General features: G+C 67.7%; 23 protein-coding genes and 1 tRNA gene. 18 read left to right on the top strand and 6 right to left on the bottom strand.

The window, feature by feature from the left end; translation table 11 throughout:
- Positions 1-26: 26 nt before the first annotated feature.
- From M9978_RS16350 to M9978_RS16335, 4 genes are all read left to right on the top strand, one after another.
- Positions 27-473, top strand: coding sequence for a hypothetical protein (locus M9978_RS16350; protein WP_254295049.1), 447 nt, complete (start codon positions 27-29; stop codon positions 471-473).
- Between the two features lie 9 nt (positions 474-482).
- On the top strand, positions 483-722 hold the full coding sequence (locus tag M9978_RS16345; RefSeq protein ID WP_254295047.1) for an aminoglycoside phosphotransferase/kinase family protein: 240 nt from the start codon (positions 483-485) through the stop codon (positions 720-722).
- A gap of 55 nt (positions 723-777) precedes the next feature.
- Positions 778-3999 (top strand): hypothetical protein, encoded by a 3222-nt coding sequence (locus M9978_RS16340; protein WP_254295045.1) that lies wholly within the window; start codon positions 778-780, stop codon positions 3997-3999.
- 285 nt (positions 4000-4284) lie between these two features.
- Positions 4285-5031, top strand: a complete 747-nt coding sequence (locus M9978_RS16335; RefSeq protein ID WP_254295043.1) for a Mom family adenine methylcarbamoylation protein — start codon at positions 4285-4287, stop codon at positions 5029-5031.
- Between the two features lie 182 nt (positions 5032-5213).
- On the opposite strand, the gene M9978_RS16330 is transcribed toward M9978_RS16335, so the two are convergent.
- A complete protein-coding gene (locus tag M9978_RS16330; RefSeq protein ID WP_254295041.1) occupies positions 5214-5384 on the bottom strand; it encodes a hypothetical protein in 171 nt (56 codons plus the stop codon).
- Between the two features lie 80 nt (positions 5385-5464).
- Here M9978_RS16330 and M9978_RS16325 point away from each other — a divergent pair, with 80 nt between their 5' ends.
- Positions 5465-5884 (top strand): HIRAN domain-containing protein, encoded by a 420-nt coding sequence (locus M9978_RS16325; RefSeq protein ID WP_254295039.1) that lies wholly within the window; start codon positions 5465-5467, stop codon positions 5882-5884.
- Between the two features lie 2 nt (positions 5885-5886).
- Here the strand turns inward: M9978_RS16325 and M9978_RS16320 are convergent, their stop codons facing one another.
- Both M9978_RS16320 and M9978_RS16315 read right to left on the bottom strand, forming a co-directional pair.
- Positions 5887-7158, bottom strand: a complete 1272-nt coding sequence (locus tag M9978_RS16320; RefSeq protein ID WP_254295037.1) for a tyrosine-type recombinase/integrase — start codon at positions 7156-7158, stop codon at positions 5887-5889.
- A 177-nt stretch (positions 7159-7335) separates the two neighbouring features.
- A tRNA-Tyr gene (locus tag M9978_RS16315) sits at positions 7336-7421 on the bottom strand.
- A 117-nt stretch (positions 7422-7538) separates the two neighbouring features.
- On the opposite strand from M9978_RS16315, the gene M9978_RS16310 reads away from it, so the two are divergent.
- Together M9978_RS16310 and M9978_RS16305 are read left to right on the top strand one after the other, a co-directional pair.
- On the top strand, positions 7539-8291 hold the full coding sequence (locus M9978_RS16310) for a TrmH family RNA methyltransferase (RefSeq protein ID WP_254295034.1): 753 nt from the start codon (positions 7539-7541) through the stop codon (positions 8289-8291).
- A 14-nt stretch (positions 8292-8305) separates the two neighbouring features.
- On the top strand, positions 8306-9100 hold the full coding sequence (locus tag M9978_RS16305) for a hypothetical protein (protein ID WP_254295032.1): 795 nt from the start codon (positions 8306-8308) through the stop codon (positions 9098-9100).
- Between the two features lie 125 nt (positions 9101-9225).
- Here M9978_RS16305 and M9978_RS16300 read toward each other — a convergent pair whose 3' ends face one another.
- The gene (locus M9978_RS16300; protein ID WP_254295029.1) at positions 9226-9543 is read right to left on the bottom strand and encodes a 2Fe-2S iron-sulfur cluster-binding protein; all 318 of its coding nucleotides are present in this window, start codon (positions 9541-9543) and stop codon (positions 9226-9228) included.
- A gap of 63 nt (positions 9544-9606) precedes the next feature.
- Between M9978_RS16300 and M9978_RS16295 the strand changes: the two genes are divergently transcribed.
- The 5 genes from M9978_RS16295 to M9978_RS16275 all read left to right on the top strand — a co-directional run bounded on the left by M9978_RS16295 (position 9607) and on the right by M9978_RS16275 (position 14447).
- A complete protein-coding gene (locus M9978_RS16295; protein ID WP_254295027.1) occupies positions 9607-10230 on the top strand; it encodes a DNA-3-methyladenine glycosylase family protein in 624 nt (207 codons plus the stop codon).
- 205 nt (positions 10231-10435) lie between these two features.
- Positions 10436-11548 carry an S-(hydroxymethyl)glutathione dehydrogenase/class III alcohol dehydrogenase gene (locus M9978_RS16290; protein ID WP_254295025.1) on the top strand — a complete coding sequence of 371 codons (1113 nt, stop codon included), beginning with the start codon at positions 10436-10438 and terminating at the stop codon, positions 11546-11548.
- A gap of 54 nt (positions 11549-11602) precedes the next feature.
- The gene (locus M9978_RS16285; RefSeq protein ID WP_254295023.1) at positions 11603-11986 is read left to right on the top strand and encodes a VOC family protein; all 384 of its coding nucleotides are present in this window, start codon (positions 11603-11605) and stop codon (positions 11984-11986) included.
- A 14-nt stretch (positions 11987-12000) separates the two neighbouring features.
- Entirely contained in the window at positions 12001-12843 is an 843-nt protein-coding gene (gene fghA, locus M9978_RS16280; RefSeq protein WP_254295021.1) for an S-formylglutathione hydrolase, read from the top strand.
- On the top strand, positions 12840-14447 hold the full coding sequence (locus M9978_RS16275) for a phytoene desaturase family protein (RefSeq protein ID WP_254295018.1): 1608 nt from the start codon (positions 12840-12842) through the stop codon (positions 14445-14447). Before fghA ends, M9978_RS16275 begins: the two co-directional genes overlap by 4 nt.
- Here M9978_RS16275 and dapF read toward each other — a convergent pair.
- Complete coding sequence (gene dapF / locus M9978_RS16270) at positions 14444-15376, bottom strand: diaminopimelate epimerase (protein WP_254295016.1); 933 nt, start codon at positions 15374-15376, stop codon at positions 14444-14446. The two genes, M9978_RS16275 and dapF, sit on opposite strands and share 4 nt — an antisense overlap.
- Before the next feature lie 137 nt (positions 15377-15513).
- On the opposite strand from dapF, the gene M9978_RS16265 reads away from it, so the two are divergent.
- Genes M9978_RS16265 through M9978_RS16250 form a run of 4 tightly spaced genes read left to right on the top strand, consistent with a single transcriptional unit; the run spans position 15514 to position 18974 of the window.
- Complete coding sequence (locus M9978_RS16265; RefSeq protein WP_254295014.1) at positions 15514-18006, top strand: DUF2339 domain-containing protein; 2493 nt, start codon at positions 15514-15516, stop codon at positions 18004-18006.
- Between the two features lie 46 nt (positions 18007-18052).
- Positions 18053-18481 carry a hypothetical protein gene (locus tag M9978_RS16260; protein ID WP_254295012.1) on the top strand — a complete coding sequence of 143 codons (429 nt, stop codon included), beginning with the start codon at positions 18053-18055 and terminating at the stop codon, positions 18479-18481.
- A gap of 2 nt (positions 18482-18483) precedes the next feature.
- Positions 18484-18816 (top strand): hypothetical protein, encoded by a 333-nt coding sequence (locus tag M9978_RS16255; RefSeq protein ID WP_254295010.1) that lies wholly within the window; start codon positions 18484-18486, stop codon positions 18814-18816.
- Entirely contained in the window at positions 18813-18974 is a 162-nt protein-coding gene (locus M9978_RS16250) for a hypothetical protein (protein WP_254295008.1), read from the top strand. Before M9978_RS16255 ends, M9978_RS16250 begins: the two co-directional genes overlap by 4 nt.
- Here the strand turns inward: M9978_RS16250 and M9978_RS16245 are convergent.
- On the bottom strand, positions 18971-19450 hold the full coding sequence (locus M9978_RS16245) for a DUF6456 domain-containing protein (protein ID WP_254295006.1): 480 nt from the start codon (positions 19448-19450) through the stop codon (positions 18971-18973). The genes M9978_RS16250 and M9978_RS16245 overlap by 4 nt on opposite strands.
- Before the next feature lie 87 nt (positions 19451-19537).
- Between M9978_RS16245 and M9978_RS16240 the strand changes: the two genes are divergently transcribed.
- Positions 19538-20107 (top strand): helix-turn-helix domain-containing protein, encoded by a 570-nt coding sequence (locus M9978_RS16240; protein WP_254295004.1) that lies wholly within the window; start codon positions 19538-19540, stop codon positions 20105-20107.
- A gap of 72 nt (positions 20108-20179) precedes the next feature.
- Positions 20180-21478 (top strand): tetratricopeptide repeat protein, encoded by a 1299-nt coding sequence (locus tag M9978_RS16235; protein WP_254295002.1) that lies wholly within the window; start codon positions 20180-20182, stop codon positions 21476-21478.
- Positions 21479-21491 lie beyond the last annotated feature (13 nt).

Raw genomic sequence — 21491 nt, 5'->3', positions numbered from 1 at the left:
CCGGCATCCCACGAAAGGAGCGCATCATGCGCCGTCTGATCATCTGCGCCATCGCGTGCCTCGCGGTGGCCTGCACCCCCATGTCCGGCATCGAGCCGCCCGGCTCGGCGCCGCCGTCCCGCACGGACGCGATCGAGCAGGTCGCCGTGGTCGCGGCTGATCTCGCCGATGCGCTGCAGGTCGCGCCGCCGGCGGAACTCACCGCCACAGTGACGATCGACGACAAGGCGGTTCGCATCGCTTTCAAGTCGTTCGACGCCGCGCTGAGCGTGATCGATGCCTTCGTCGCCACCGGCGCGATCGTGAAGAACAGCCCGACCGCGATCCGAATCCGCGATGGCATCCGGCTGACCCAGCGATGGCTCAACGCCGCATCCGCGGCGCAGCGGGTCGGCGATGCGAAGAGCTACCGTGCGGCGCTCGAGCAGGCCAAGGCCGCGCTCGCCGGCGTCCAGTCCGCCCTCGGTCGATAGGAGGCCACCTTGGAAATCAAGAAAATCGCCGCGCACGCGCTGGAGATCGGCACTGCCATCGCCAAGCTGCATCCCGCCACCGCCGGGCTCGCCGTTGCGGCCGAGAAGGTCGTCGCGCTGGTCGACGAAATCCGCGAGACCGCCGAGCTGTCACCCGACGATGCCCGCAAGCTCGAGGAAGCGCGCGAGCAGCTCGAAGCGCGGGTCAACGCCCATGCTGACGCGACGGCGGCCAACCTCGCCGACTGACCTGTTCTGACCCCGCCGCCCAGCTGGCGGGGTCAATTTCTCGAAGGAAGTTCGAATGGCGCGACCACGCATTCCCAGGGCGCTTGCCGCCGCCGTCATTCGCGCTGCCGCGGCCAGCCGTAGTGCAGATGGCACGCCCACGCCTTCCCCAACGCCGGCGCCGTCTTGGTCCGTGCAGCCTTCGATCAGCGGCACGCCACAGGTTGGCGAAACCCTAACCGGCGGCGATGGCACTATCAGCAACGGCACGGTCTCGGCGCGCGCTTGGCTGCGCAACAGTTCAGCGATCAGTGGGGCGAATGGCACCACCTACCTGCTAGTCGGTGACGACGAGGGCGCCGATATCTCGTTCAAGGTGACCGCGTCCGGTGACGGGGGCACGACCGACGCGACCTCGGCCGAGGTCGGCCCAGTGGAGGCTGCGCCCGAACCATCCGAGCCTGCGCTGTTTGGCGTCAACGTCAATCCCAGCTTCCAGCGGACGTACAACAACCTGCTGGCGAAGCGCCCGTGGATCGATCCGGTTGGGGACTACGACTACACAGCCTACCCGCACGTCAACGCCGCTGGCGCGCTGGTGTCGGTGCCCGCGGGCCTGAGCTACGTCTCGCGCGACGTTCTGAACCCCGGCGCAGGCACCACAGGCTGGTTCCGCATCGTCATGACTGGCGGTGGGGATGGCTCGACCGTTTACGTCAGCGCCGACCCGGCCACGACCGAGGGCGCGGTCGTGCAGATCGACTCGCACACCTGGGAGTTCCAGTTCGACGTTCCGGGGGGAACCACTGGGCCGAACTCCGGCGTCGAGGTGCGGTGTACGGCTACTCCCAGCACACCCATCACCAACATCGACTGCCGCGAGATCACCGGCGCTGAGGGCGCGTATGTCAGCGCCGACACCTGGCATCCTGGCTTCGTCGCTCGCCTTCAGGCCAACGCGGACTATTTCCGCACGCTGGATTTGCAGGGCATCAACAGCCCGCATATGCCCACGCGACTCTATGACGACTGGGCCGATCGCGCCCTCAGCCGGGACGCGCTTGGCTACCGCAGCGCGAAGCTGGTGCACGGCACTGGATCGAGCAAGCTCAAGCTGGTCGTCAAAGCTTACGTCGAGACCGATGAGCAGGCAGAGCTGCTGGCTGAGCGCATGGCCACGGACACCATGTGGACAGGCTTGGGCGGCAACGAGCTCACCCTGACGATCTTGGCCGCCTCGGGCGCTGGCTCGGTGGCGCTGAACGGCGACCTGGACATTGTGGTCACACCCGCAGCCGGGGCCACCAGCGCCGCTCAGATCGCAGCCCAGCTCTACGCGCACGCCGAAATCCCGCTGATGGTCAACATCTTCGCTGGAACGAACACGGCACCCGTCGGCTCGGATGAGTACAACGCTGGGCTGGCAGCTGGGGCCGTGGCGACGCTGGCCGAGACGAACTTCAGCGGCGGTTTCGACGGCGCGATGGGCGGCTACTGGCCTGACCTCATCCAGCTTGCGAACGACGTGGGCCAGGCTGGACCCTGGCTGCACATGCCCTTCAACGCGAACGAGAACTACGCCACCGGGCTGGGCGCGATGCTGGACGCCGACCTGGACGAGGAGCTGCGCGACTATACGATCGTGGAGATTCACAACGAGGCCTGGAACTTCGCGACGCAAGCCACCCGCTGGCTGCTCGCCGTCGCCCTGTTCGAGGGCCAGACGGGGAGCACCGAACAGGAGATCATCCTCAAGGGCGTGGCCGACCGGGCGGTGCAGAATTTCGCCGCTCTGCTTGTGGAGGCCCCATGGGTCCGCACCAGCGTCGGCTCGCAGACGGGCAGCCCGCAGGTCACCCAGTGGCTGCTGGATTATCCGGGGTTCGACAGCAGCGTGGTGAAGATGATCGCCTTCGCCCCCTACTTCTATCCTACGCCGCCGCTGCCCTCGGACGACGACGAGTACTTCGCTCAGCTGTACGCAAGCGCCGCCTTGATCCCGGGGCTGGTCGAGGATCAGCTCGAACTGCTCGATCCGGTGGACATCGAGGCTGACTTCTACGAGTGGGGCCAGCACGATAATTTCGAAGATGACATGACGGAGGCGGAGCGCCGGCGCGACGACCCTCGCATGGGCGATGTGCACAACTTCGCGGCTTCCGAACTCGCTCGCCGCTGCGGTGTCGGCGTGACGCGGCGCCTGACCTTCTTCAACGATTACTCCCCGACGGGGCTGGGCACCAGCGGGCAGTGGGGCCTGTATCGGTACGTGGGCGAGGCCCCGACGCCGAAGTCCATTGCCTGGGCTGCCATTCGCACTGGGCAGTATCTGCCTTACAAGCTACCTGCCGCCGCGCTGTCGGTCTCGGGCACGCGCGTCGAAGGCTCGGACCTGACGTATGTGATCCCCGCAGTGTATCGCACAGACACGATCACGGTGCAGCCCACGCGCGATGGCGTGGACTTCGGCTCGCCGTTTGTGCTGGAGCCCGGCGATCCGAACCCGACCTACACACAGGTATCGGGCGATATTGGCACGATCATCAGCGGCTCGATGTTGCTGGAGAACGCACACGCCAGCGTGGAATACACGTTTGCGGATGGGGCCGCGACTGAAGCGGACATCCCACCGTTCAGCCTCGATGACCTGACCGACCTGATGGCGCGCTGGGACGCCAATGTCAGTCTGTCGAACAGCCTCGGGCAGAACGTTTGGCTGGCGGCGCAGGGCAGCGGCACGCTACAATCCGTGGGCAATCCAGCCACCATCGGTACGGCGGACGGGCACCCGGCGCTGATATTTGCCAAGAGCACCTATGATAACGTGCCCAGCAATGTGGACGTAGGCACGGGCGACTTCACGTTCCTGATCGTGGGCAAGCTGGCGGGCAGTGGTATCGACGGCGACAACACCCTGTTCGGGTGCGTAAACAACAACGGCCCAAGCGTTGATATGCAGGGTAGCGGTACGACTCTGCGGCTGGTGCGGCAGATGATCGCGGTGCAGGGCAGTGTGACTGCGGGTATCGACCTCACCGATCGGTTTGTGATCACGGCGCGCTACCGGACCTCGGACAAGCACTGGAGCTTGCGCGTCAACAACGTCGAGGTCGGCAATGGCACGGGTGGCGCGGACTTCTCGGCGGGCGTCATTCACCTCGGCTTTAACGTTGGCAACGGCGCGGGCTTCAATGGGCCGATCCACTGCTTCGCGGTCTGCAACAGCTACCTGTCAGAGGGGCTGGTCGCCGCGTGGGAAGCGTTCGAGGCCGATGCGTGGGATATCACGCTGACGTGATCGGTTCGGCAGCGCCGTGCAATGCCGATTTCCTTTCGGTTAGAATCCGGGGTCAAGGCCGCAGAAAACCGCCACTTTTGACCGATTTCCTCGGCAAAACAGCCGAGTTCGGATCCTACCCTCTTTGAACACGTCCGCAGGTCTACGGGAATCCCCGTAGGCCGAGCGGGGGTGCCGTGCTGAAACACGGCAACCGACGGGCTGGAGACCCGTCACGCGCGGCTGGCCCAGCCGCAACGCCCCGCACCCGCGCAACGGGCAGGGCTTTCGTGAGCCATTTTCCCTATGGAGTCGTTAAACGCGCCCGCGTCGCTGACGTTTGTCGGCGGCGCTGCTGGTGAAACCACCGGCTATCTTTTCGATCCGGCCGCCGATCTGCTCGGCCGGCGCGAGGCTATCGGGTTCGGCGAGGCGGCGTTCTACGTCCGCACGATCGACCGCGACCTCGCCAACCGCATCATCATCGCGAACCACTACAGCCGGCGCGTCTATCTCGCGTCGACGCTGCACCTCGGCGTCTTCATTGGCGGCGAGCTGCTCGGCGTGCTGCAATATGGGTTCGCCATGAACCCGGCCTCGGGCGCCAGCGTCGTCACCGGCACCGGCCTGCGCGAGTATCTCGAATTGAACCGCATGTGGCTGGACGATCGCGCGCCCCGCAACAGCGAGAGCCGGGCGCTGGCGGCATCAATCCGCCTGATCCGGCGCGTGCGCCCGGACGTGAAGTGGATTCAGTCGTTTGCCGACGAGCGCTGCGGCTTGTTCGGGACCGTCTATCAGGCGGCGGGCTTCACCTTCCACGGTGAGCATCGCGGCATCTTCTGGGAACTGGACGGCGAGTTCTATCACAACAGCCTGGCGACGAACGCCAAGACGGCCAACTCGCCGCGCGCCGCCCATCTGCTCGCGAACCTCGACCGCGCCACGCGCCTCACCCTGCGCCAGTTCCGATATCTGCGCTTCCTCAAGCCGCGCTTCGCCAAGGGGTGCCGGTATCCAGCCCGGCCATATCCGAAGCCGGACTATGGATAGGTTGGGAATGCCAACCATTTTCGCCGCGCCCCGAAAAAGGTGCGTGACCCTATGTGCACGCACGATCTGCTGTTGCAGTTCGCCGCGACCAGCGGCACCAGCAGGGGCGCGGCCCGTCCAGCGGACGAGCGCCCTCCCCGGGCGTGCGAGGACGGTGCGACCCCGTCGGGCCGCTCCACCATCTATCCCCCCAGCTCGCTCGGCGGCACGCCCAGAAACCGGGCGAGGCGCGTGATCTCCTCGATCGGCAAGTCGAGCAGATAGGTGTCGGCCTTGAGCCGCTTGCTCAGGTAGCTTTCGCTCCTCCCGATGATCCCCGCCGCCGCCTTCACCGAGACGCGGTTGTCGCGCATGAGCTGCAGCAATCGGGGGAGTGGTCGGATCGGCGCGGCCATGCGTGACAAATTGCCGGAAATTCCGGTATTTTCAATCGATGGATGAGCGCGAACTGAGTCTTGCCGTCGTCGGTCTCGACTTCCCGAATAAGGGCAAGCCGAAAGGCAACCGCCGATTCGAGATGCTGGCCTGCAGGCCCGGCGAGCCCGTCGAACTGCGGCTTGAGCCTAAGAACCCCGCCGACCCGAACGCGATAGCTGTGTTCAGCATCCGCGGCATTCAGCTCGGCTATCTGACCGCCGAGCGAGCGCCGTGGATCGGCAGCAAGATAAGGAACGGCGAGCCCTTTGAGGTCCTGTTCCAAGAGCCGTCCGCGACAGCCGCGTGGATACGCATCCGGTTCGGCGGCGGTGCGCCGACGTTGCGTCCCGCCCGGCCCATGCCTCCCCCGCCCGACGACTTCCCGCCCGATGCCGAGCCGCCCGACGATTTCAATCAGGATCAAGGCGGCTGGTGAGCTTAGTTGCGCGGACCCTCCAGCAGCGTGGCGGCCGGCGCTGCATCGGTTAGCACCATATCGGCCCAGATTTGAGCCAGCTCTACACGGCGCTCCATATGCGCGGCTCTGTTATAGGCTCCCTCAACCTTGTCCTCGACGACGTGCGCCAGCATCAGGTTGATCACCTCGCGATCGTCCGGCCGCCCTTCCTTGCGTCGCCACTCGTTCATGATCGACGAGAATGACGAACGATATCCGTGCGTGCAGTGCTTGTGCCGGTACGCCCCGTCGGCGACGCGGATGATCAGCGCTCGCACCGCGTTTTCGGTCATTGGCCTGTGGGCGTGGCGGTCGTTCGGGAAGACATAGGGCAAGTGGCCTGTCAGCGGACGAATCGCCTCGAAGACCTCAACAGCCTGGCGCGACAGCGGCGCGAGGAACTCGAACGTCTCGTCGTCCTTCAGCCTGAGCATCAGCTTCATTTCGGACGGCGGCACGCGCCACAGAGGGGAGGGGCCGTCGAGGCCCTCCAGATGCTCCCATTTGCAGTGCCGCTGAACCGACGAGCGCACGGCCGTCAGCGCGACCAGCCGGTTCGCGAGCTTGGTGATTGGGCTGGCCGGAGCGGCCTCGACATCGCGGATCAACTGCCGCAGCGCCTCGATGTCGGTGATAGCTGGCTGCTTCGAGGCCTTGGGCTTGGGCTTGAGCAGCGACTTGATCACTGCGGCCGGGTCACCGGTGCGGAGCCCCGCCGCCGCGGCATAGGCAAAGACGTCGCTGGCGCGCTGGCGGATGCGGGCGGCGGTCTCGATCGCGCCGCGCTTCTCGACCTTGCGCAGCGCGTCCAGCAAGAGCGCTTCGGTCACATCCTTGACCGGCAGGCCGCCGACCGCGGGGAATAGATCGGCCTCCAGGCTGTTGATGACGTTCCGGGCGTGCACCTTGCCCCAGCGAGGCGCGTTGAGCGCATGCCAAGCGCGAGCGCATGCCTCGAAGGTGTGTGCGGTGCCGATCGCCTGCGCGGCCTTCTGCTGCTTCTTCTCGACGCCCGGGTCGCGTCCTTCACGAATGGCACGCTTGGCGGCGTCACGACGCTCGCGCGCCTCGGCCAGCGACACATCGGGGTATATGCCGAACGTGAGCAGCTTCTCGACCTTGCCGAAGCGGTACTTGAGTCGCCACGACCGCGAGCCGGTTGGCGAGACCAGCAGGAAGAGCCCGCCGCTGTCAGAGAGTTTGTACGCCTTCTCGCCGCCCTTGGCTTTGCGTACCTGCGTGTCCGTCAGCATCCCGCCTCCAGTGGGGGTATCGCTACCCCCCATTTCCGAATCATACCCCCGCCGATACCCCGGACGGGTCGCGCTTGGGCTGGATCGGATCGGACAATGCCGGACGCTAGAACCCGCGCGCTTCTGCGCCTGTTCTACACATGTTCGGATGATTTCGGAAGCCTACGGACAGGCGCTTGGTGGAAGGGACTGGATTCGAACCAGTGTACGCTCACGCGGGCAGATTTACAGTCTGCTGCCTTTAACCACTCGGCCACCCTTCCATGCGGCACGCCGAAGCGAGTGCGGGCCAATGCCGAAGCCGCTGCCCTGTGTCAACGCCCTGTGCGGGGGATTTGTGCCGCTTCCGCCGCAGGCCGAAACGCTCTAAGCGCAGCATCATGAGCAAGGGACCGAAACGCGGGCATCGCCCCTCCACGCAATCCAGCGCGCGTCCGCGTTTCTGGGGCCGGCATCCGGTGACGGCGGCGCTCGCCAATCCCGAGCGCGTGGTGCGCAAGGTGTGGGGGACGCGTGAGGCGCTAGGGGCGCTGGAGCTGCCGCCGGTACTGCCGATTACCTATGCCGAGGCGGCTGACCTCGCGCGGCTGGTGCCGTCCGACGCGCCGCATCAGGGTATCGTGATCGAGTGCGATCCGCTCGAGGAAATCTGGCTCGGCGACTTGCTCGATCAGGGCGCGGGCGACCAGCGGCCGCTGCTGGTGCTCGACCATGTCACCGATCCGCACAATGTCGGCGCGATCCTGCGCTCGGCGGCGGCGTTCGACGCGCTGGGGATCGTGACGCATGACCGGCACACCCCGCCCGAATCGGGCACGCTGGCGCGAGCCGCTTCGGGTGCGCTGGAGATCGTGCCGTGGGTGCGCGTGGTGAACCTGGCGCGGGCGCTCGACGAGATCGGCGAGGCGGGGTTCTGGCGGATCGGGCTGGCGGGCGAGGCCAAGGGCACGCTGGCGCAGGTGATGGGCGACACGCGCCCCGCTCTGGTGCTGGGCGCCGAGGGCGAGGGCATGCGGCACAACACCGCGCAGCATTGCGACGAGCTGGCGCGGCTGCCGATCTCGCCGCGGATCGAGAGTTTGAACGTGTCCAATGCCGCGGCCATCGCGCTGTATGCGGCGGTGTCGCGCTGACGGGGGGAAGAAGGATGTTCGTGCCGCTAAGGGGTCTGGCGCTGGCCGTGATGGCGCCGCTGCTGCTGGTCGGCTGCGCGTTCAGTCCCGGCAAGTTCACCGCGGCGCTGACGATCCTGGCCGACCGCAGCTTCACCTTCAGCTATCAGGGCGAGGTGATCGCGGTCGATCTGGCGGGCGAGATGGCCAAGGGCATGGGCGACGCCTTCAAGAGCGACGGAAAAGACGAAGAGAAGAAGGAAACGAGCGACACCGCGCTGCTGCAAGCCGCGTCGTGGCAGGCGGCGGATGACGCGGGCAACGAGACCGACAGCGGTGCGGCCGAGCAAAGCGCGGAGGACAGCGCCAAGGAAAAGGCCGAGGACAAGGCCAAGAAGGAAGCCAAGTTCAAGGCGATCGGCGAGGCGCTGACCAGGGAAGCGGGCTATCGCTCGGTCAGCTACAAGGGCGACGGCGTGTTTCTGGTCGACTATCAGATCAGCGGCAAGCTGACCCACGGCTTCATGTGGCCGTTCAATGTCGACGCCGAGGTGATCTTCCCGTTCGTGATTCTGGAACTGCGCGGCAAGGACATGGTGCGGCTAAAGGCCCCGGCGTTCGGCGACAATGATTCGCCGGCGAAGGGCAAGATGGACGACAAGTCGAAGCTCGACGGCGTCTTCACGCTAGTGACCGATGGCGAGATCGTCAGCCAGAATAACGAGGACGGCGCCAAGGCCGACGGCAAGCGCCGCACGGTGACGTGGAAAGCGACCCCGCTGAGCAAGGACGCGCCAATGGCGGTGGTGAAGCTGGCGCCGCTGAGTTGATGTTGAAGCGGCACCGGCCCGCTCCCCCACCCGGCCACCCATAGGATACTGGCGTTGGGTGGCCGGGTGGGGGAGCGGGCCGGTGCCGCAACCGGTTCAGCGTCCGCTGAACCGCGCAAACAACCTCAATCCTCGGCGGCGATGGTGACCTTGAGGCCGTCCAGTTCGGGACCGAACTGGAGCTGGCAGGAAAGGCGCGAATAGTCGTTGCGGTCCGACGAACTGTCGAGCAGGTCGTTCTCGTCCTCGCTCATCGGCGGGAGTTTGGCCGCAAATTCCGGGTCGACATGGACATGGCAGGTCGCGCACGAGCAGCAGCCGCCGCACAGGGCGAGCAGTTCGTCGAACCCGTTGTCGCGGATCACTTCCATGACGCTCAGGCCCGTTTCGCCCTCCACTTCGCGTTCTTCTCCTTCGCGCGTGACGACGATAAGCTTGGGCATGATGGTCTCCTCCGTGGCGCGGGCCAATGCCTGCAAATCGCGCGCGTTTCAAGGATACAAGATATGGGCCTGAGCGCCGACCAGTTGAAAACCTCGCTCGACGCCATTGCCGCGGCCGAGCCGCTGATCGCCGCGGCGGTGGCGCGCGTGGGCTATCCCGAGCCGCGGCTACGCGATCCGGGCTATGAAACATTGCTGCGCACGATCGTCGGCCAGCAGGTCAGCGTCGCGGCGGCGGCATCGATCTGGAACAAGCTGGCGGCGGGGCTGGGCGACCTGACCGATCCGCGAGTCGTGGCGGCGGCGTCGGACGAGGCGCTGCGCGCGGCCGGGCTGTCGCGGCAGAAGGCGAGCTATGCGCGCAGCCTCGCCGAGGAGGTGACGAGCGGGCGACTCGACCTGCACAATCTGTCCGCCGACGACGAGGAAGCGATCGCGCAGCTGGTCAAGGTCAAGGGCATCGGGCGCTGGTCGGCGGAAATCTATCTGCTGTTCGCCGAGGGGCGGCCGGATGTGTGGCCGGCCGGCGACCTGGCGGTGCAGATCGAGATCGGGCGGATCATGGGCCATGACGAACGCCCGTCCGAAAAGCTGACGCGCGAGATCGCCGAAGGCTGGCGCCCGCACCGCGGCGCGGCGGCGATCCTGGCGTGGCACCACTACAAGGCCGACATGGATGTGATTTGATTCGTCTATCACTCAAAGGCAAAACCAACTGGAAATACCCATGACGGCTTGTCAAAGGGCGTAAGTCATTTTTGTCTCGGCACCGGCCCGCTCCCCCACCCGGCCACCCATAGGATACTGGCGTTGGGTGGCCGGGTGGGGGAGCGGGCCGGTGCCGCCGCGGTTCAGCTTGCTGAACCAAAAAACTCGAGGGAGCCGTGAAGCCATGAAGACCCGTGCAGCCGTCGCGTTCGAGGCGAAAAAGCCGCTGGAGATCGTCGAGCTGGACCTCGAGGGTCCGAAGGCGGGCGAGGTACTGGTCGAGATCATGGCGACCGGCATCTGCCATACCGACGCCTATACGCTCGACGGGTTCGACAGCGAGGGCATCTTCCCGAGCGTGCTGGGGCATGAGGGCGCCGGCATCGTGCGCGAGGTCGGGCCGGGCGTGACCAGCGTGAAGCCGGGCGACCATGTCATCCCGCTCTACACGCCCGAATGCCGCCAGTGTAAATCGTGCCTGTCCGGCAAGACGAACCTGTGCACCGCGATCCGCGCGACGCAGGGCAAGGGGCTGATGCCCGACGGGACGAGCCGGTTCAGCTACAAGGGCCAGACCATCTTCCACTATATGGGCTGCTCGACCTTCTCGAACTTCACCGTGCTGCCCGAGATCGCGGTGGCGAAGATCCGCGAGGACGCGCCGTTCCAGACGAGCTGCTATATCGGCTGCGGCGTGACCACCGGGGTCGGCGCGGTGGTCAACACCGCCAAGGTGCAGGTCGGCGAGAATGTCGTGGTGTTCGGCCTTGGCGGGATCGGCCTCAACGTGCTGCAGGGCGCGAAGATGGCGGGCGCGAACAAGATCATCGGCGTCGACATCAACCCCGACCGCGAGGAGTGGGGCCGCAAGTTCGGCATGACCGACTTCCTCAACAGCAAGGGGCTGTCGCGCGAGGAAACGGTCGCCAAGGTGGTCGAACTGACCGATGGCGGCGCGGACTATACGTTCGACGCGACCGGCAACACGGAAGTTATGCGCACCGCGCTGGAGGCGTGCCATCGCGGCTGGGGCACCAGCATCGTCATCGGCGTGGCGGAAGCGGGCAAGGAGATCGCGACGCGGCCGTTCCAGCTCGTCACCGGGCGCAACTGGCGCGGCACGGCATTCGGCGGCGCGAAGGGCCGCACCGACGTGCCCAAGATCGTCGACTGGTATATGGACGGCAAGATCGCGATCGACCCGATGATCACCCATGTGCTGAGCCTCGAGGAGATCAACAAGGGCTTCGACCTGATGCACGCCGGGGAGAGCATCCGCAGCGTCGTGGTGTATTGACCGGACGCTCACCGCCCGACAGGTTGCGATTTGCAACCAGATTAGGAGGGGCCGATGTTCAGTCATGTGATGCTGGGGTCGAACGACGTCGCCGCGTCGAAGGCATTCTATGATGCCGCGCTCGGTGCGCTCGGCGCCCGGCCCGGCCGGGTCGATGACAAGGGCCGCGCCTTCTACATGCATAATGGCGGGGTGTTCATGCTGACCACGCCGATCGACGGCGAGCCGGCGTGCCACGCCAATGGCGGTACGATTGGTTTTGCGGCGGACAGTGCCGAGATGGTCGACGCATGGCACGCCGCCGGGCTTGCGCATGGCGGCACGGCGATCGAGGATCCGCCGGGCGTGCGATCGAACGCGTTTGGCAGCCTCTATCTCGCCTATCTGCGCGATCCGGCGGGCAACAAGGTCTGCGCAATGTATCGCTTGCCGGCCTGAAACAGGATTGATTCATGACCCTCGAGACGCTTTCGACCAACAAGGCGCATGGCGGCGTGCAGGGCGTGTATCGCCACGAGGCCACGACGACGGGCACGCCGATGACCTTTTCGGTGTTCGTGCCCGCGCATGAAGACGGCGCGAAGCTGCCGATGCTGTGGTATCTGTCGGGGCTGACCTGCACCCATGCCAACGTCACCGAAAAGGGCGAGTATCGCGCGGCCTGCGCCGAACATGGCGTGATCTTCATCGCGCCCGATACTTCGCCGCGCGGGGACGAGGTGCCCGACGATGACGGCTATGATTTCGGCAAGGGCGCGGGCTTCTATGTCGATGCCACCGAGGCGCCGTGGTCGGGCAATTACCGCATGCGATCCTATGTCGAGGATGAGCTGCCGGCGCTGATCCTGCGCGAGTTTCCGATGGCGGACCTGTCACGGCAGGGGATCACCGGCCATTCGATGGGCGGGCATGGCGCGCTGACCATCGGCCTCCGCAATCCCGACCGCTTCAAGTCGGTGAGCGCCTTCGCGCCGATCGTCTCGCCGCTGCATTGCCCATGGGGCGAGAAGGCGCTGACGGGCTATATCGGCGGCGATCGCGAGGATTGGCGGGCCTATGATGCGTGCGCGATGATCGCGGACGGGCTGCGCGTGCCCGAAATGCTGGTCGATCAGGGCGATGCCGATCAATTCCTGAGCGAGCAGTTGAAGCCCGAATTGCTCAAGGCCGCGTGCGACGGGGCGGGGATCGAGCTGACGCTGCGGATGCAGCCGGGCTATGATCACAGCTATTATTTCATCTCGACATTCCTGCCCGAGCATGTCGCCTGGCATGCCAAGCGGCTGAACGGGTGACCAAGCGCTACGACGCGCTGATCATTGGCGGCGGGCATAACGGGCTCGTCTGCGCCTTCTACCTCGCCCGCGCCGGGCTGAAGGTCCGCGTGCTCGAGCGCCGCGACGTCGTGGGCGGCGCCGCGGTGACCGAGCAATTCCATCCGGGGTTCCGCAACTCGGCGGCGAGCTATACGGTGAGCCTGCTTCAGCCCAAGGTGATTGCCCACATGAAGCTGGCCGAGCGCGGCTATCGCGTGATCGAGCGGCCGGTGAGCAACTTCTTCCCGTTGGAAAACGATCATCTGCTGCTCGGTGGCGGCGGCGAGCGGACCCGGGCCGAGTTTGCGCGCTTTTCGGCGAAGGATGCCGCTGCGCTGCCCGGCTATGAGGCGGCGCTGGAGCGCGTGGCGGACTTGCTGCGAAGCATGGCGCTGAAGACGCCGCCCAATGCCGGCGGCGGGATCACGGCGCTGTTGGCGGCCGCTGCGCAAGGGCGCGAGGCGGCGCGGATGCCGATCGAGGGGCAGCGCGATGCTCTGGCGCTGTTCGTGCAGTCGGCGCGCGAGTTTCTCGATGGCTGGTTCGAGAATGAGCACGTCAAGGCGGCGTTCGCGTTCGACAGCGTGGTCGGCAATTACGCCGGGCCGTCGGCGCCGGGGTCGGCCTATGTGCTGCTTCACCATGTGTTCGGCGAGGTGAACGGCAAGAAGGGTGTGTGGGGTCATCCGGTCGGCGGGATGGGCGCGATCACCGGCTTCATGGCCGAGGCGGCGCGCGAGGCCGGGGCTGAGATCAGCCTGGAGGCGCCGGTTTCGCGCGTGCTCGTCGATGGCGGTCGCGCCGTGGGCGTGCGGCTGGAGGGCGGCGAGGAGATCGCGGCGGGAATCGTCGCGGCGAATGTCGGGCCGGCGCTGCTGTACCGCAAGCTGGTCGAGCCGGGCGATCTGGACGCGGATTTCCGGCGGCGCATCGATGGCTTCAAGACAGGGTCGGGCAGCTTCCGGATGAACGTGGCGCTCTCCGAACTGCCCGACTTCACCGTGCTGCCGGGCAAGGATGGCGAGCATCACCGCAGCGGCATCATCATCGCGCCGACGATGGACTATATGGATCGCGCGCACGCCGATGCGGTGGCCTATGGCTGGTCCAACGCCCCGGTTGTCGAGATGACGATCCCGTCGCTGGTCGATGACAGTCTCGCCCCGCCAGGCGCGCATGTCGCCAGCCTGTTCTGCCAGCATTTCGCGCCGGAATTGCCGAATGGCCGGAGCTGGGATGATGAGCGCGAGGCGGCGGCGGACGATATCATCGACACCTTTACGCAATACGCGCCGAATTTCCGCGCGTCGGTGATCGCGCGGCAGATCCATTCGCCGCTCGATCTGGAGCGTAAATTCGGGCTGGTCGGCGGCGACATCTTTCACGGGCGCATGTCGCTCGACCAGCTCTGGGCGGCGCGGCCGGTGCTGGGTCATGGCGATTACCGCGCGCCGATCGCCGGCCTCTATATGTGCGGCGCGGGCACGCATCCGGGCGGTGGGGTGACCGGCGCGCCGGGGCACAATGCCGCGCGCGAGATCCTGCGCGACCGCTCGCTGGTCGGTAGGCTGCTGCGGCGTTAGCGGGTGACGCTGGCCCAGGCGGCGACTTCCCCGCCGCGGTCGCGCGTGATGCGCAGCGGGCCGATCTTGTCCGTATCGATCTCGACCACCGCATCATATTCGAAGGTCGCGTTGCCAGCGATGGTGACGCGGTCGCCGCCGCCCGGGCCGCTCGCCATGATGCGCACACGGCCGCCTGGATTGTGGACGGTGATCTCCTGCCCGAACGGGACGCGGCCGGTGAGGCCCGCGGCGTGGGTCGCGCCGCCCATCGCGGTACCGCAGGCGTTGGTCAGGCCGACGCCGCGCTCGAAGGTGTGGACGAACAGCCCGTCGGGCCGCGTCTCGCAAAAGCTGACATTGGCGCGGTCGGCGAGCAGCGCGGGACGCCCCTCGCACCACTCGCCGAGGGCGGTCAGCTCGGCGACGTCGATCTTGTCGACGAAGGTGATCAGGTGCGGGTTGGGCATCGCCAGCGCGGTGAAGGCGCGCGGGTTGGGCAGGCCGGGGATCGCTGCGTCGATCACGGCCGCGTCGACATGCAGGCCGACATCCGCCGGGTCGGCGGAGGCGGGGCCGGCGATGGTCTGGATGGTGACCACGCCCGGCGCGAGCTCGGGCTGGCGCGCGACCTGCGCGGTGCTGGTCTTGAGCTTCACCCGTGCACTGTCGAGAACGAGCGCGTCGAGCCCCGCGCGGCCGATGCAGCGCAGGCCGTTGAGGCAGCTTTCCGGCTCGCTGCCGTCGGCATTGATCACGCGCATGCCGAAAGCGTGATCGTCGTCGCCCGCCGTCAGCAACAGGATGCCGTCGGCGCCGACCGGCCCCGCACGGTCGCACACCAGCCGCGCGACCGGCGCCCAGTCGATCGCGGCAAGCGTCGGATCGCGCGCATCGACCAGCGCGAAATCATTGCCCGAGCCGTGGCATTTGGTGAAGGCGAGTTCCATCGCCCTGCACTTAAGCGCTGTCGAGGCGCGTGCAACCGCAGATCCGCTTGACCCGTTGGTAGCCGGGGCTGGCGCGGGGACGCTGGCGATGCGACAAGGGTGGCGATGACCGACGGCAACGATCTGCGAGCCATCGCTTGACCGGCATCCTCCTGCTGGCGGTGGTCGCGCTGGGCATCGTGGTCGCCAATCTGACGACGCGGGTGAAAACGCTGTCGCGGCGGATCGACCTGCTCGAGCGTGAGCCACGGACGGTCGCGGCGCCACGCGTCGCGCCGATAGTCGCGGCCGAACCGGAGATCGCCGAGGAGGTCTGGATTGCGCGGCCAACGCCGCCCGAACCGCCGCCTGTCGCCGAACCGGCACCCCTTGAACCGCCAGCCCAGCCCGAGCGCGGCTGGAGCAAGCCCGGCTTCGAATCGCTGATCGGTGCACGGCTGCCGGTGTGGATAGGGGCGGTGGCGCTGATCGCGGCGGGCTTCTTCCTCGTGCGTTACGCGATCGAGAGCGGGTTGCTCGGGCCGGGGGTGCGGACGTTCGCGGCGGGGCTGTTCGCGCTGGTGCTGGTCGCAGCGAGCGAAGCGGCGCGGCGGTTGCCCGCCACCGCCGACGATCCGCGCATCGCGCAGGCGCTGGCCGGGGCAGGGATCGCGAGCGGCTATGGCGCGCTCTATCTCGCCGCCGCGCTGTACGATCTGGTGCCGCCGCTACCTGCCTTCATCGTGATGCTCGGCGTGACCGCGCTGGCGCTGTTCCTCGCCTTGCGGCACGGGCCGCCGACCGCGGTGCTGGCGCTGGCGGGCGGGTTCGCGGCGCCGCTGGTCGCCGGCTATGATGCCGCGGGGATCACGCCGCTGCTGGTCTATCTTGCGCTGTTCACCGCTGCGCTGTTCGCGCTGGCGGTGCATCGCGGCTGGGCGTGGCTGGCGATCGCGGCGACGGTCGCCGGGTTCGGCTGGATCAACTTCCTGCTGGTGGTACTCACCGACGGCCATGGCGCCGCGGCGGCGTTCGCGGTGGTGCTGGCGGTCGCGGCGAGCGTCGCGCTGCCGCGTGCCGGCGTGGGATCGCCCTGGATACGGCTCGCGCCCCTGGTCGCGGGACTGGTGCAGTTGCTGGCGTTCGCCCCCGCGCTCGATTTCGGGGGGCTGGCCTGGGCGCTGTACCTGACGCTGGCGGGCGCGACCCTCGTGCTGGCGTGGCGCGACGAGCGCTATCTGTCCGGCGCGCTCGCCGCGGCGGTGCTGGCGCTCGCGTTGATCGCCACCGGGCTCGCGCGGCCGGACGTCGGCGCATCGTTGGCGGGCGCTGCGGTGACGGCGGTGATGTTCGGAGCCGCCGGCGTCGCGCTGCTGGGCCGGGCACGGGGTTGGAGCATGGTGGCGCTGGCCGGGATTGCCGGGCCGTTGCTGATTGCCAATGCGTTCGAGCCCTCGCGGCTGGCGGACTGGCAATGGGCGGCGCTGGGACTGATCGCGGCCGGGTTGGCCGGGTTCGTGAGCTGGCGGCGGGAAGCGGCTGCGAACAGTCGCGATCCGGGGCTGGTCGGCGGGGCGCTGACCGCGGCGCTGCTGGTATGCGTCGCGGTCGGACAGGTCGTGCCGCTGGTCTGGCTGGCGCCGGTGATCGTCGCGGCGGCGGTTGCCGTGGCGGCATGGGCGCGGCGGACCGGCGACGCCGACCTGTTGCTGGCGCCGGCGATCGGCCTGCTGGTGGCGCTGGCGGCGGGCGGGGAAGCGGTGGCGGCGTATCTCGACGCGATCATTAGGTCGGTGGGCGGCGACAGGCTGCCGTTCGTCCACCTCCCCGCGCTTGCCGACGGACTGCGCGTGCTGCTGCCGGTCGCAGCGGCGGTGCTGCTGCTGCGCGCCGAGCCGCGGATGTTCGGACGGCTGCGCACGGCCACGCTGATCGGCGGGATCGCGACGGGGCTGATCCTGATCTGGCATCTCGCCAAGCTGCCGCTGGCGATCGGCGACGCGGCGCGTTTTGTGAGTTGGGGCTTTGTCGAGCGCGCGCTGATCAGCCAGGCGCTACTCGGCGCGGGCTGGTGGCTGGTGCGGCGCCCCGGCCTCGGCGCGGTCGGGATCTACCTGTTCGGCCTCGGGCTGGCGCGGATCGTGTGGTTCGACCTGCTACTGCTCAACCCGGCGTTCGTGGCGCAGCAAGTCGGGATCATCCCGCTCCTCAATGCGGCGGTGGTGCATGCGGTGCTGGCCGCGGTCTGGTGCTGGCGGTTCGCGCTCGACGCGCCGTGGCGGCGGCTGGGGATGATGTTCAGCCTGGTCGCGGTGCTGGCGCTGGTGCGGCAGGCGGCGCACGGCACACTGCTGACCGGGCCAGTCACGACCGGCGAGAATTACGGATACTCCGCCGCGCTGCTGCTGCTCGCGCTCGGCTGGCTGGCGGCGGGTATCCGCAGCGAGGCGCGCGACCTGCGCGTCGCGGGGCTGGTGCTGCTCACCGTCGTCACGCTCAAGGTGTTCCTGGTCGATGCGGCGGCACTGGACGGCGTGTTGCGCATCCTGTCCTTCCTCGGTCTCGGCATCGCGCTGATCGGGATCAGCTGGGTCTATGGCCGCTTCCTCGGCCGCGCCGCGCGACCGAAACCGTCAGTGGCGAGCGACTGACCCGCCCGGCACAAGGCCTGTGCAAGTTCACAGGGAGATGCCGCAAATGACCGACCTTTCCACCCCCCGCCAGCCCGCCGCCCCCGCTTCGCCGGCGCAGACCATGTCGCTCGCCGCCGAGCTGGCGAACTATGCCCGCGCCGCCGCCGATCCGCTGGCGATGATCGAGGCGGCCCGGACGTTGCGCGGGGTACAGCGCGAGCTGTTCAAGCCGGGCATGGCGACCCCCGCGACGATGTTCGCCGAGGCGCGCATCCTCGCCGAGGGCGATCCCGAGATGCTCGCCGAGATCGACTGGGTGCAGAACGACACGCCGCGCACGCTGCGGATCGTCGGGGGCAATTACGTCGCGGAGAGCTGGGCGTTGCGCCATCAGGGCGACGGCATCGGCCTGAAGCCGATGGTGAACACGCTGCCGCCGCTGCGCAACGCGAGCGCGGTGTGGGGCGTGACGTTCCCGGGCAAGGCCGCGTGACCATGCGGTGGGTTCGAGCGCTTGCCGGCGGAATTGCACTGCTGGCCGCGACCGGCGCGGGCGCGCATGACGCGCCGCCCTCGCCGCAAGCCGAGAAGCTGTACGCCGAGGCGCGCGAGCTGGCGAACGGCGATCCCGTGATCCTCGCCGAGATCGAAGCAGCGCAGGCCGAGGTCTCGCGCGGCGTGCTCGACGGCAAGGCGGTGGCGATGCGCCAGATGATCCCCGGCGGTGCGAGCTGGTCGGTGCCGCTGGCGCGCCGCATGGGCGAGCCGCTGACGATCGCGGTGCGGCGCGTCGGCGCGATGCCGGTGACATTGCGCGTGGTCCGGTGACATTGCGCGTGGTCGATGCGGCGGGCGCGCAATTGTGCGCCGACACCACCGCGGGTGCGACACTCACCTGCCGGATCGCGCCGGGCAGCGGGGCGATCGCGGTGAAGGTCGCCAATCCGGGTGCCGCGCCGGCCGAGGCGATGCTGATCACCAACTAACGCAACTGATAGTGATCGGCGATGCGGTCGAGCGCGAGGGTGAGCACGAGCTTGCCCGCGCGCGCCGGCCAGCCAAGCGCGCGTTCGGCGGCGGGGATGCCCTCGCACGCGCAGATCACGCGCCACAAGATGTCCGACAGGCCCGGCCCGGCGGCGGCGATGGCGGCGTCGAAGCGGCGCTTGGCCGAGATCTGCGCGAGCGTCGGGTCGAGCGGTTCGCCGGGGCCGCCGTTGCGGCGATGCGACGGGCTGGCGTCCCAGCGCATCGTGACGCGTGCACCGAGCGAGGCCGTCTCGTAGTCGGCACGCAGCCGCTCGCCCGCCTCGAACTGACGCGGCGTCACAAGCTTTCGCGCATAGAGCCAGCCGAGCGGCGATTCGGCGAGGTTGAGGCTGACGCTGCGTCCTGCCTTTCGCGCCGGTGCGCCGTGGATGATATGGCCGTTCTCGATCGTGCGTTCCGCCAGTTCGCGCATGGTTCATTCTCCCGAATTGCGAATCGGGATTGCCACAGTGGATGTTCTGTAGGAAAGTGAAGAACCAATCAGGTTCAAGAGGCGCGGATGATCACGGCAATCCGGGAAGTGCGGCGGGCGAAGGGGCTGACGCTGGAGGAGGTCGCGCAACGCTGCGTGCCGCCGACAACGGCGCAGACGATCGGCCGGCTGGAGACGGGAACGCGCACCGTATCGGTCGGCTGGCTCAACCGCATCGCGGCGGCGCTGGGCGTGACCGCGGCCGATCTGGTGACGCTGCCCGAGCGGCCCGACATTCCGGTCGCCGCGCTGCTCGACGCCGGCGGGGCGCATGCGCCGCGGCGCGAGGCGGTGGTGGTGCCGCCGAGCGTCGAGCCGGGGCTGGTCGCGGTGACCGTTTCGGCCGGGATCGGTGACTATCGCGCGGGCGACACGATCTGGTGCCGGCGGCTGGATCCGGACAAGTTCGGCCAGGCGCTCAACCGCGATGTGCTGATCCCGCGCCCGGCGGGCCGGTTCCTGTTCGGGCGGCTGATCGATGTCGAGACTGGCGGGGGACGGCTCAACGTGCTGCCGCTGGGACCGGGCGCCCGGCAGCAGGTGGTGGCGGACCCGGCATGGATTGCGTGCGCGGTGCAGCTGGTGCGGGGCTTGTAGCGGGGAGACCCGCCGCGCATCGTCAGAAAGCGGCGCTTGCAACCGCAGGATGAGTATGTTGGCTGTGTCGCCATGTCAGGCTCACGCTATATCGTCCGGACCGCCATCGCCGTCATTGCCGCGTCCCTGCCGCTGACCGCCCATGCAGCGGAACGGTGGTCGCGCGTCCGGCTCGACAAGCAAATCGCGATCGATTCGCTCGATTACAAAACGATGCGCCGCATCGGCGAAGAGGAGCTGACCCGGTGCGAGGCCGCCCGCCCGATTGCCGACGAATGCCTCGAGTTCCTGATCTCGCTTGGCTACAATACCGGTCCCTCCGGCGATCCCGCGGCGGGAGAGCGTTATGCGCGCGCCGCAGTGGCGCTGGCCGACCGCACGCTGCCCGCGGGCCACAAGGATATCGAGCGCAGCCTCGAGTCCCTGCGCAGCGCGCTGGAATATCAGCGCGATTATGCCGCCGCCGAGATGGTCTTTCGGCGTGTCGTCGCGATCCGACGCAGCGAGGTTCCCGGCGATCCCGCAAAGCTCACAACCGCGCTAAAGCAACTCGCCGACAATCTGGTCGAGCAGGGCCGGTTTCTCGATGCGGAGACGGTTTACCGCGAGGCGCTCGTGCTGGGCGAGGCATCGAACGACACGGAACTGATCGTGATCGGCCTGGGCAATCTCGCCTACATTCTGAACTTGCAGGCGCGGCATGCCGAAGCGGAAAAGATCTATCGGCGCCTGCTTGTCATGGCCGCCCGGATCGTCGGGCCGGAAAGCGCGGACATGGCGAAGATCATCCAGAATCTGGCGACGACCGTGAATGCGCAAGGGCGGCATGCCGAGGCCGAAGCACTGCTGCGCCGTTCGCTGGCAATGCAGGAAAAGGCGCCGTTCTCTTCGGATTCGGCCAATGGCGCCACGATGCTCAACCTGGCCGGCAATCTGCTCGATCAGGGGCGGCCGGCCGAAGCCGAAGCGCTGGCTCGCCGAACCGTGGTGGCGTGGAATTATGTCTATGCGTTCAATAGCGAACTGCGCATCGCCACCGAACTGCTGGCCGACGCGCTGGCGGCACAGGGCCGCATGGGCGAGGCGGAAGCGCTGTATCGCAAGGCGGCGGCGGTCGGCATGGGATTGCCGCTGAATCATCCGGACCATATCGGCACCGCCCACCGGCTGGCCAAATTCCTTCGAAAACAGGGCAACCGGTCGGCCGAGACGCGGACGCTGTTTGGGATTGCCGGGCGCGGCGCCTTGCTGCGCATGGGTACGTTCAAGGGGTTCGACCGCTCCGCCGAGGCGGAGCTGCGCCGGTACCGGCCTATTTTCCTTGGGCAGGTGCGGACCGCATGGGACCTGTCGCGCAACAGGAAGTCCTGAACGCGCGCCAGGC

Origin of the sequence: Sphingomonas tagetis (genome assembly GCF_024211275.1) — a bacterium.
Taxonomy (GTDB): domain Bacteria; phylum Pseudomonadota; class Alphaproteobacteria; order Sphingomonadales; family Sphingomonadaceae; genus Sphingomonas; species Sphingomonas tagetis.
The sequence above is the reverse complement of the archived record's forward strand: the minus strand, read 5'-3'. Positions and strand labels throughout refer to the sequence as shown.

Bases quoted from the DNA above. Each gene is read 5' to 3' on its own strand.
- M9978_RS16350 (WP_254295049.1), top strand. From the start codon at position 27: ATGCGCCGTCTGATCATCTGCGCCATCGCGTGCCTCGCGGTGGCCTGC.
- M9978_RS16340 (WP_254295045.1), top strand. From the start codon at position 778: ATGGCGCGACCACGCATTCCCAGGGCGCTTGCCGCCGCCGTCATTCGC.
- M9978_RS16335 (WP_254295043.1), top strand. From the start codon at position 4,285: ATGGAGTCGTTAAACGCGCCCGCGTCGCTGACGTTTGTCGGCGGCGCT.
- M9978_RS16330 (WP_254295041.1), bottom strand. From the start codon at position 5,384: ATGCGCGACAACCGCGTCTCGGTGAAGGCGGCGGCGGGGATCATCGGG.
- M9978_RS16325 (WP_254295039.1), top strand. From the start codon at position 5,465: ATGGATGAGCGCGAACTGAGTCTTGCCGTCGTCGGTCTCGACTTCCCG.
- M9978_RS16320 (WP_254295037.1), bottom strand. From the start codon at position 7,158: ATGCTGACGGACACGCAGGTACGCAAAGCCAAGGGCGGCGAGAAGGCG.
- M9978_RS16310 (WP_254295034.1), top strand. From the start codon at position 7,539: ATGAGCAAGGGACCGAAACGCGGGCATCGCCCCTCCACGCAATCCAGC.
- M9978_RS16305 (WP_254295032.1), top strand. From the start codon at position 8,306: ATGTTCGTGCCGCTAAGGGGTCTGGCGCTGGCCGTGATGGCGCCGCTG.
- M9978_RS16300 (WP_254295029.1), bottom strand. From the start codon at position 9,543: ATGCCCAAGCTTATCGTCGTCACGCGCGAAGGAGAAGAACGCGAAGTG.
- M9978_RS16295 (WP_254295027.1), top strand. From the start codon at position 9,607: ATGGGCCTGAGCGCCGACCAGTTGAAAACCTCGCTCGACGCCATTGCC.
- M9978_RS16290 (WP_254295025.1), top strand. From the start codon at position 10,436: ATGAAGACCCGTGCAGCCGTCGCGTTCGAGGCGAAAAAGCCGCTGGAG.
- M9978_RS16285 (WP_254295023.1), top strand. From the start codon at position 11,603: ATGTTCAGTCATGTGATGCTGGGGTCGAACGACGTCGCCGCGTCGAAG.
- fghA (WP_254295021.1), top strand. From the start codon at position 12,001: ATGACCCTCGAGACGCTTTCGACCAACAAGGCGCATGGCGGCGTGCAG.
- dapF (WP_254295016.1), bottom strand. From the start codon at position 15,376: ATGGAACTCGCCTTCACCAAATGCCACGGCTCGGGCAATGATTTCGCG.
- M9978_RS16260 (WP_254295012.1), top strand. From the start codon at position 18,053: ATGACCGACCTTTCCACCCCCCGCCAGCCCGCCGCCCCCGCTTCGCCG.
- M9978_RS16255 (WP_254295010.1), top strand. From the start codon at position 18,484: ATGCGGTGGGTTCGAGCGCTTGCCGGCGGAATTGCACTGCTGGCCGCG.
- M9978_RS16245 (WP_254295006.1), bottom strand. From the start codon at position 19,450: ATGCGCGAACTGGCGGAACGCACGATCGAGAACGGCCATATCATCCAC.
- M9978_RS16240 (WP_254295004.1), top strand. From the start codon at position 19,538: ATGATCACGGCAATCCGGGAAGTGCGGCGGGCGAAGGGGCTGACGCTG.
- M9978_RS16235 (WP_254295002.1), top strand. From the start codon at position 20,180: ATGTCAGGCTCACGCTATATCGTCCGGACCGCCATCGCCGTCATTGCC.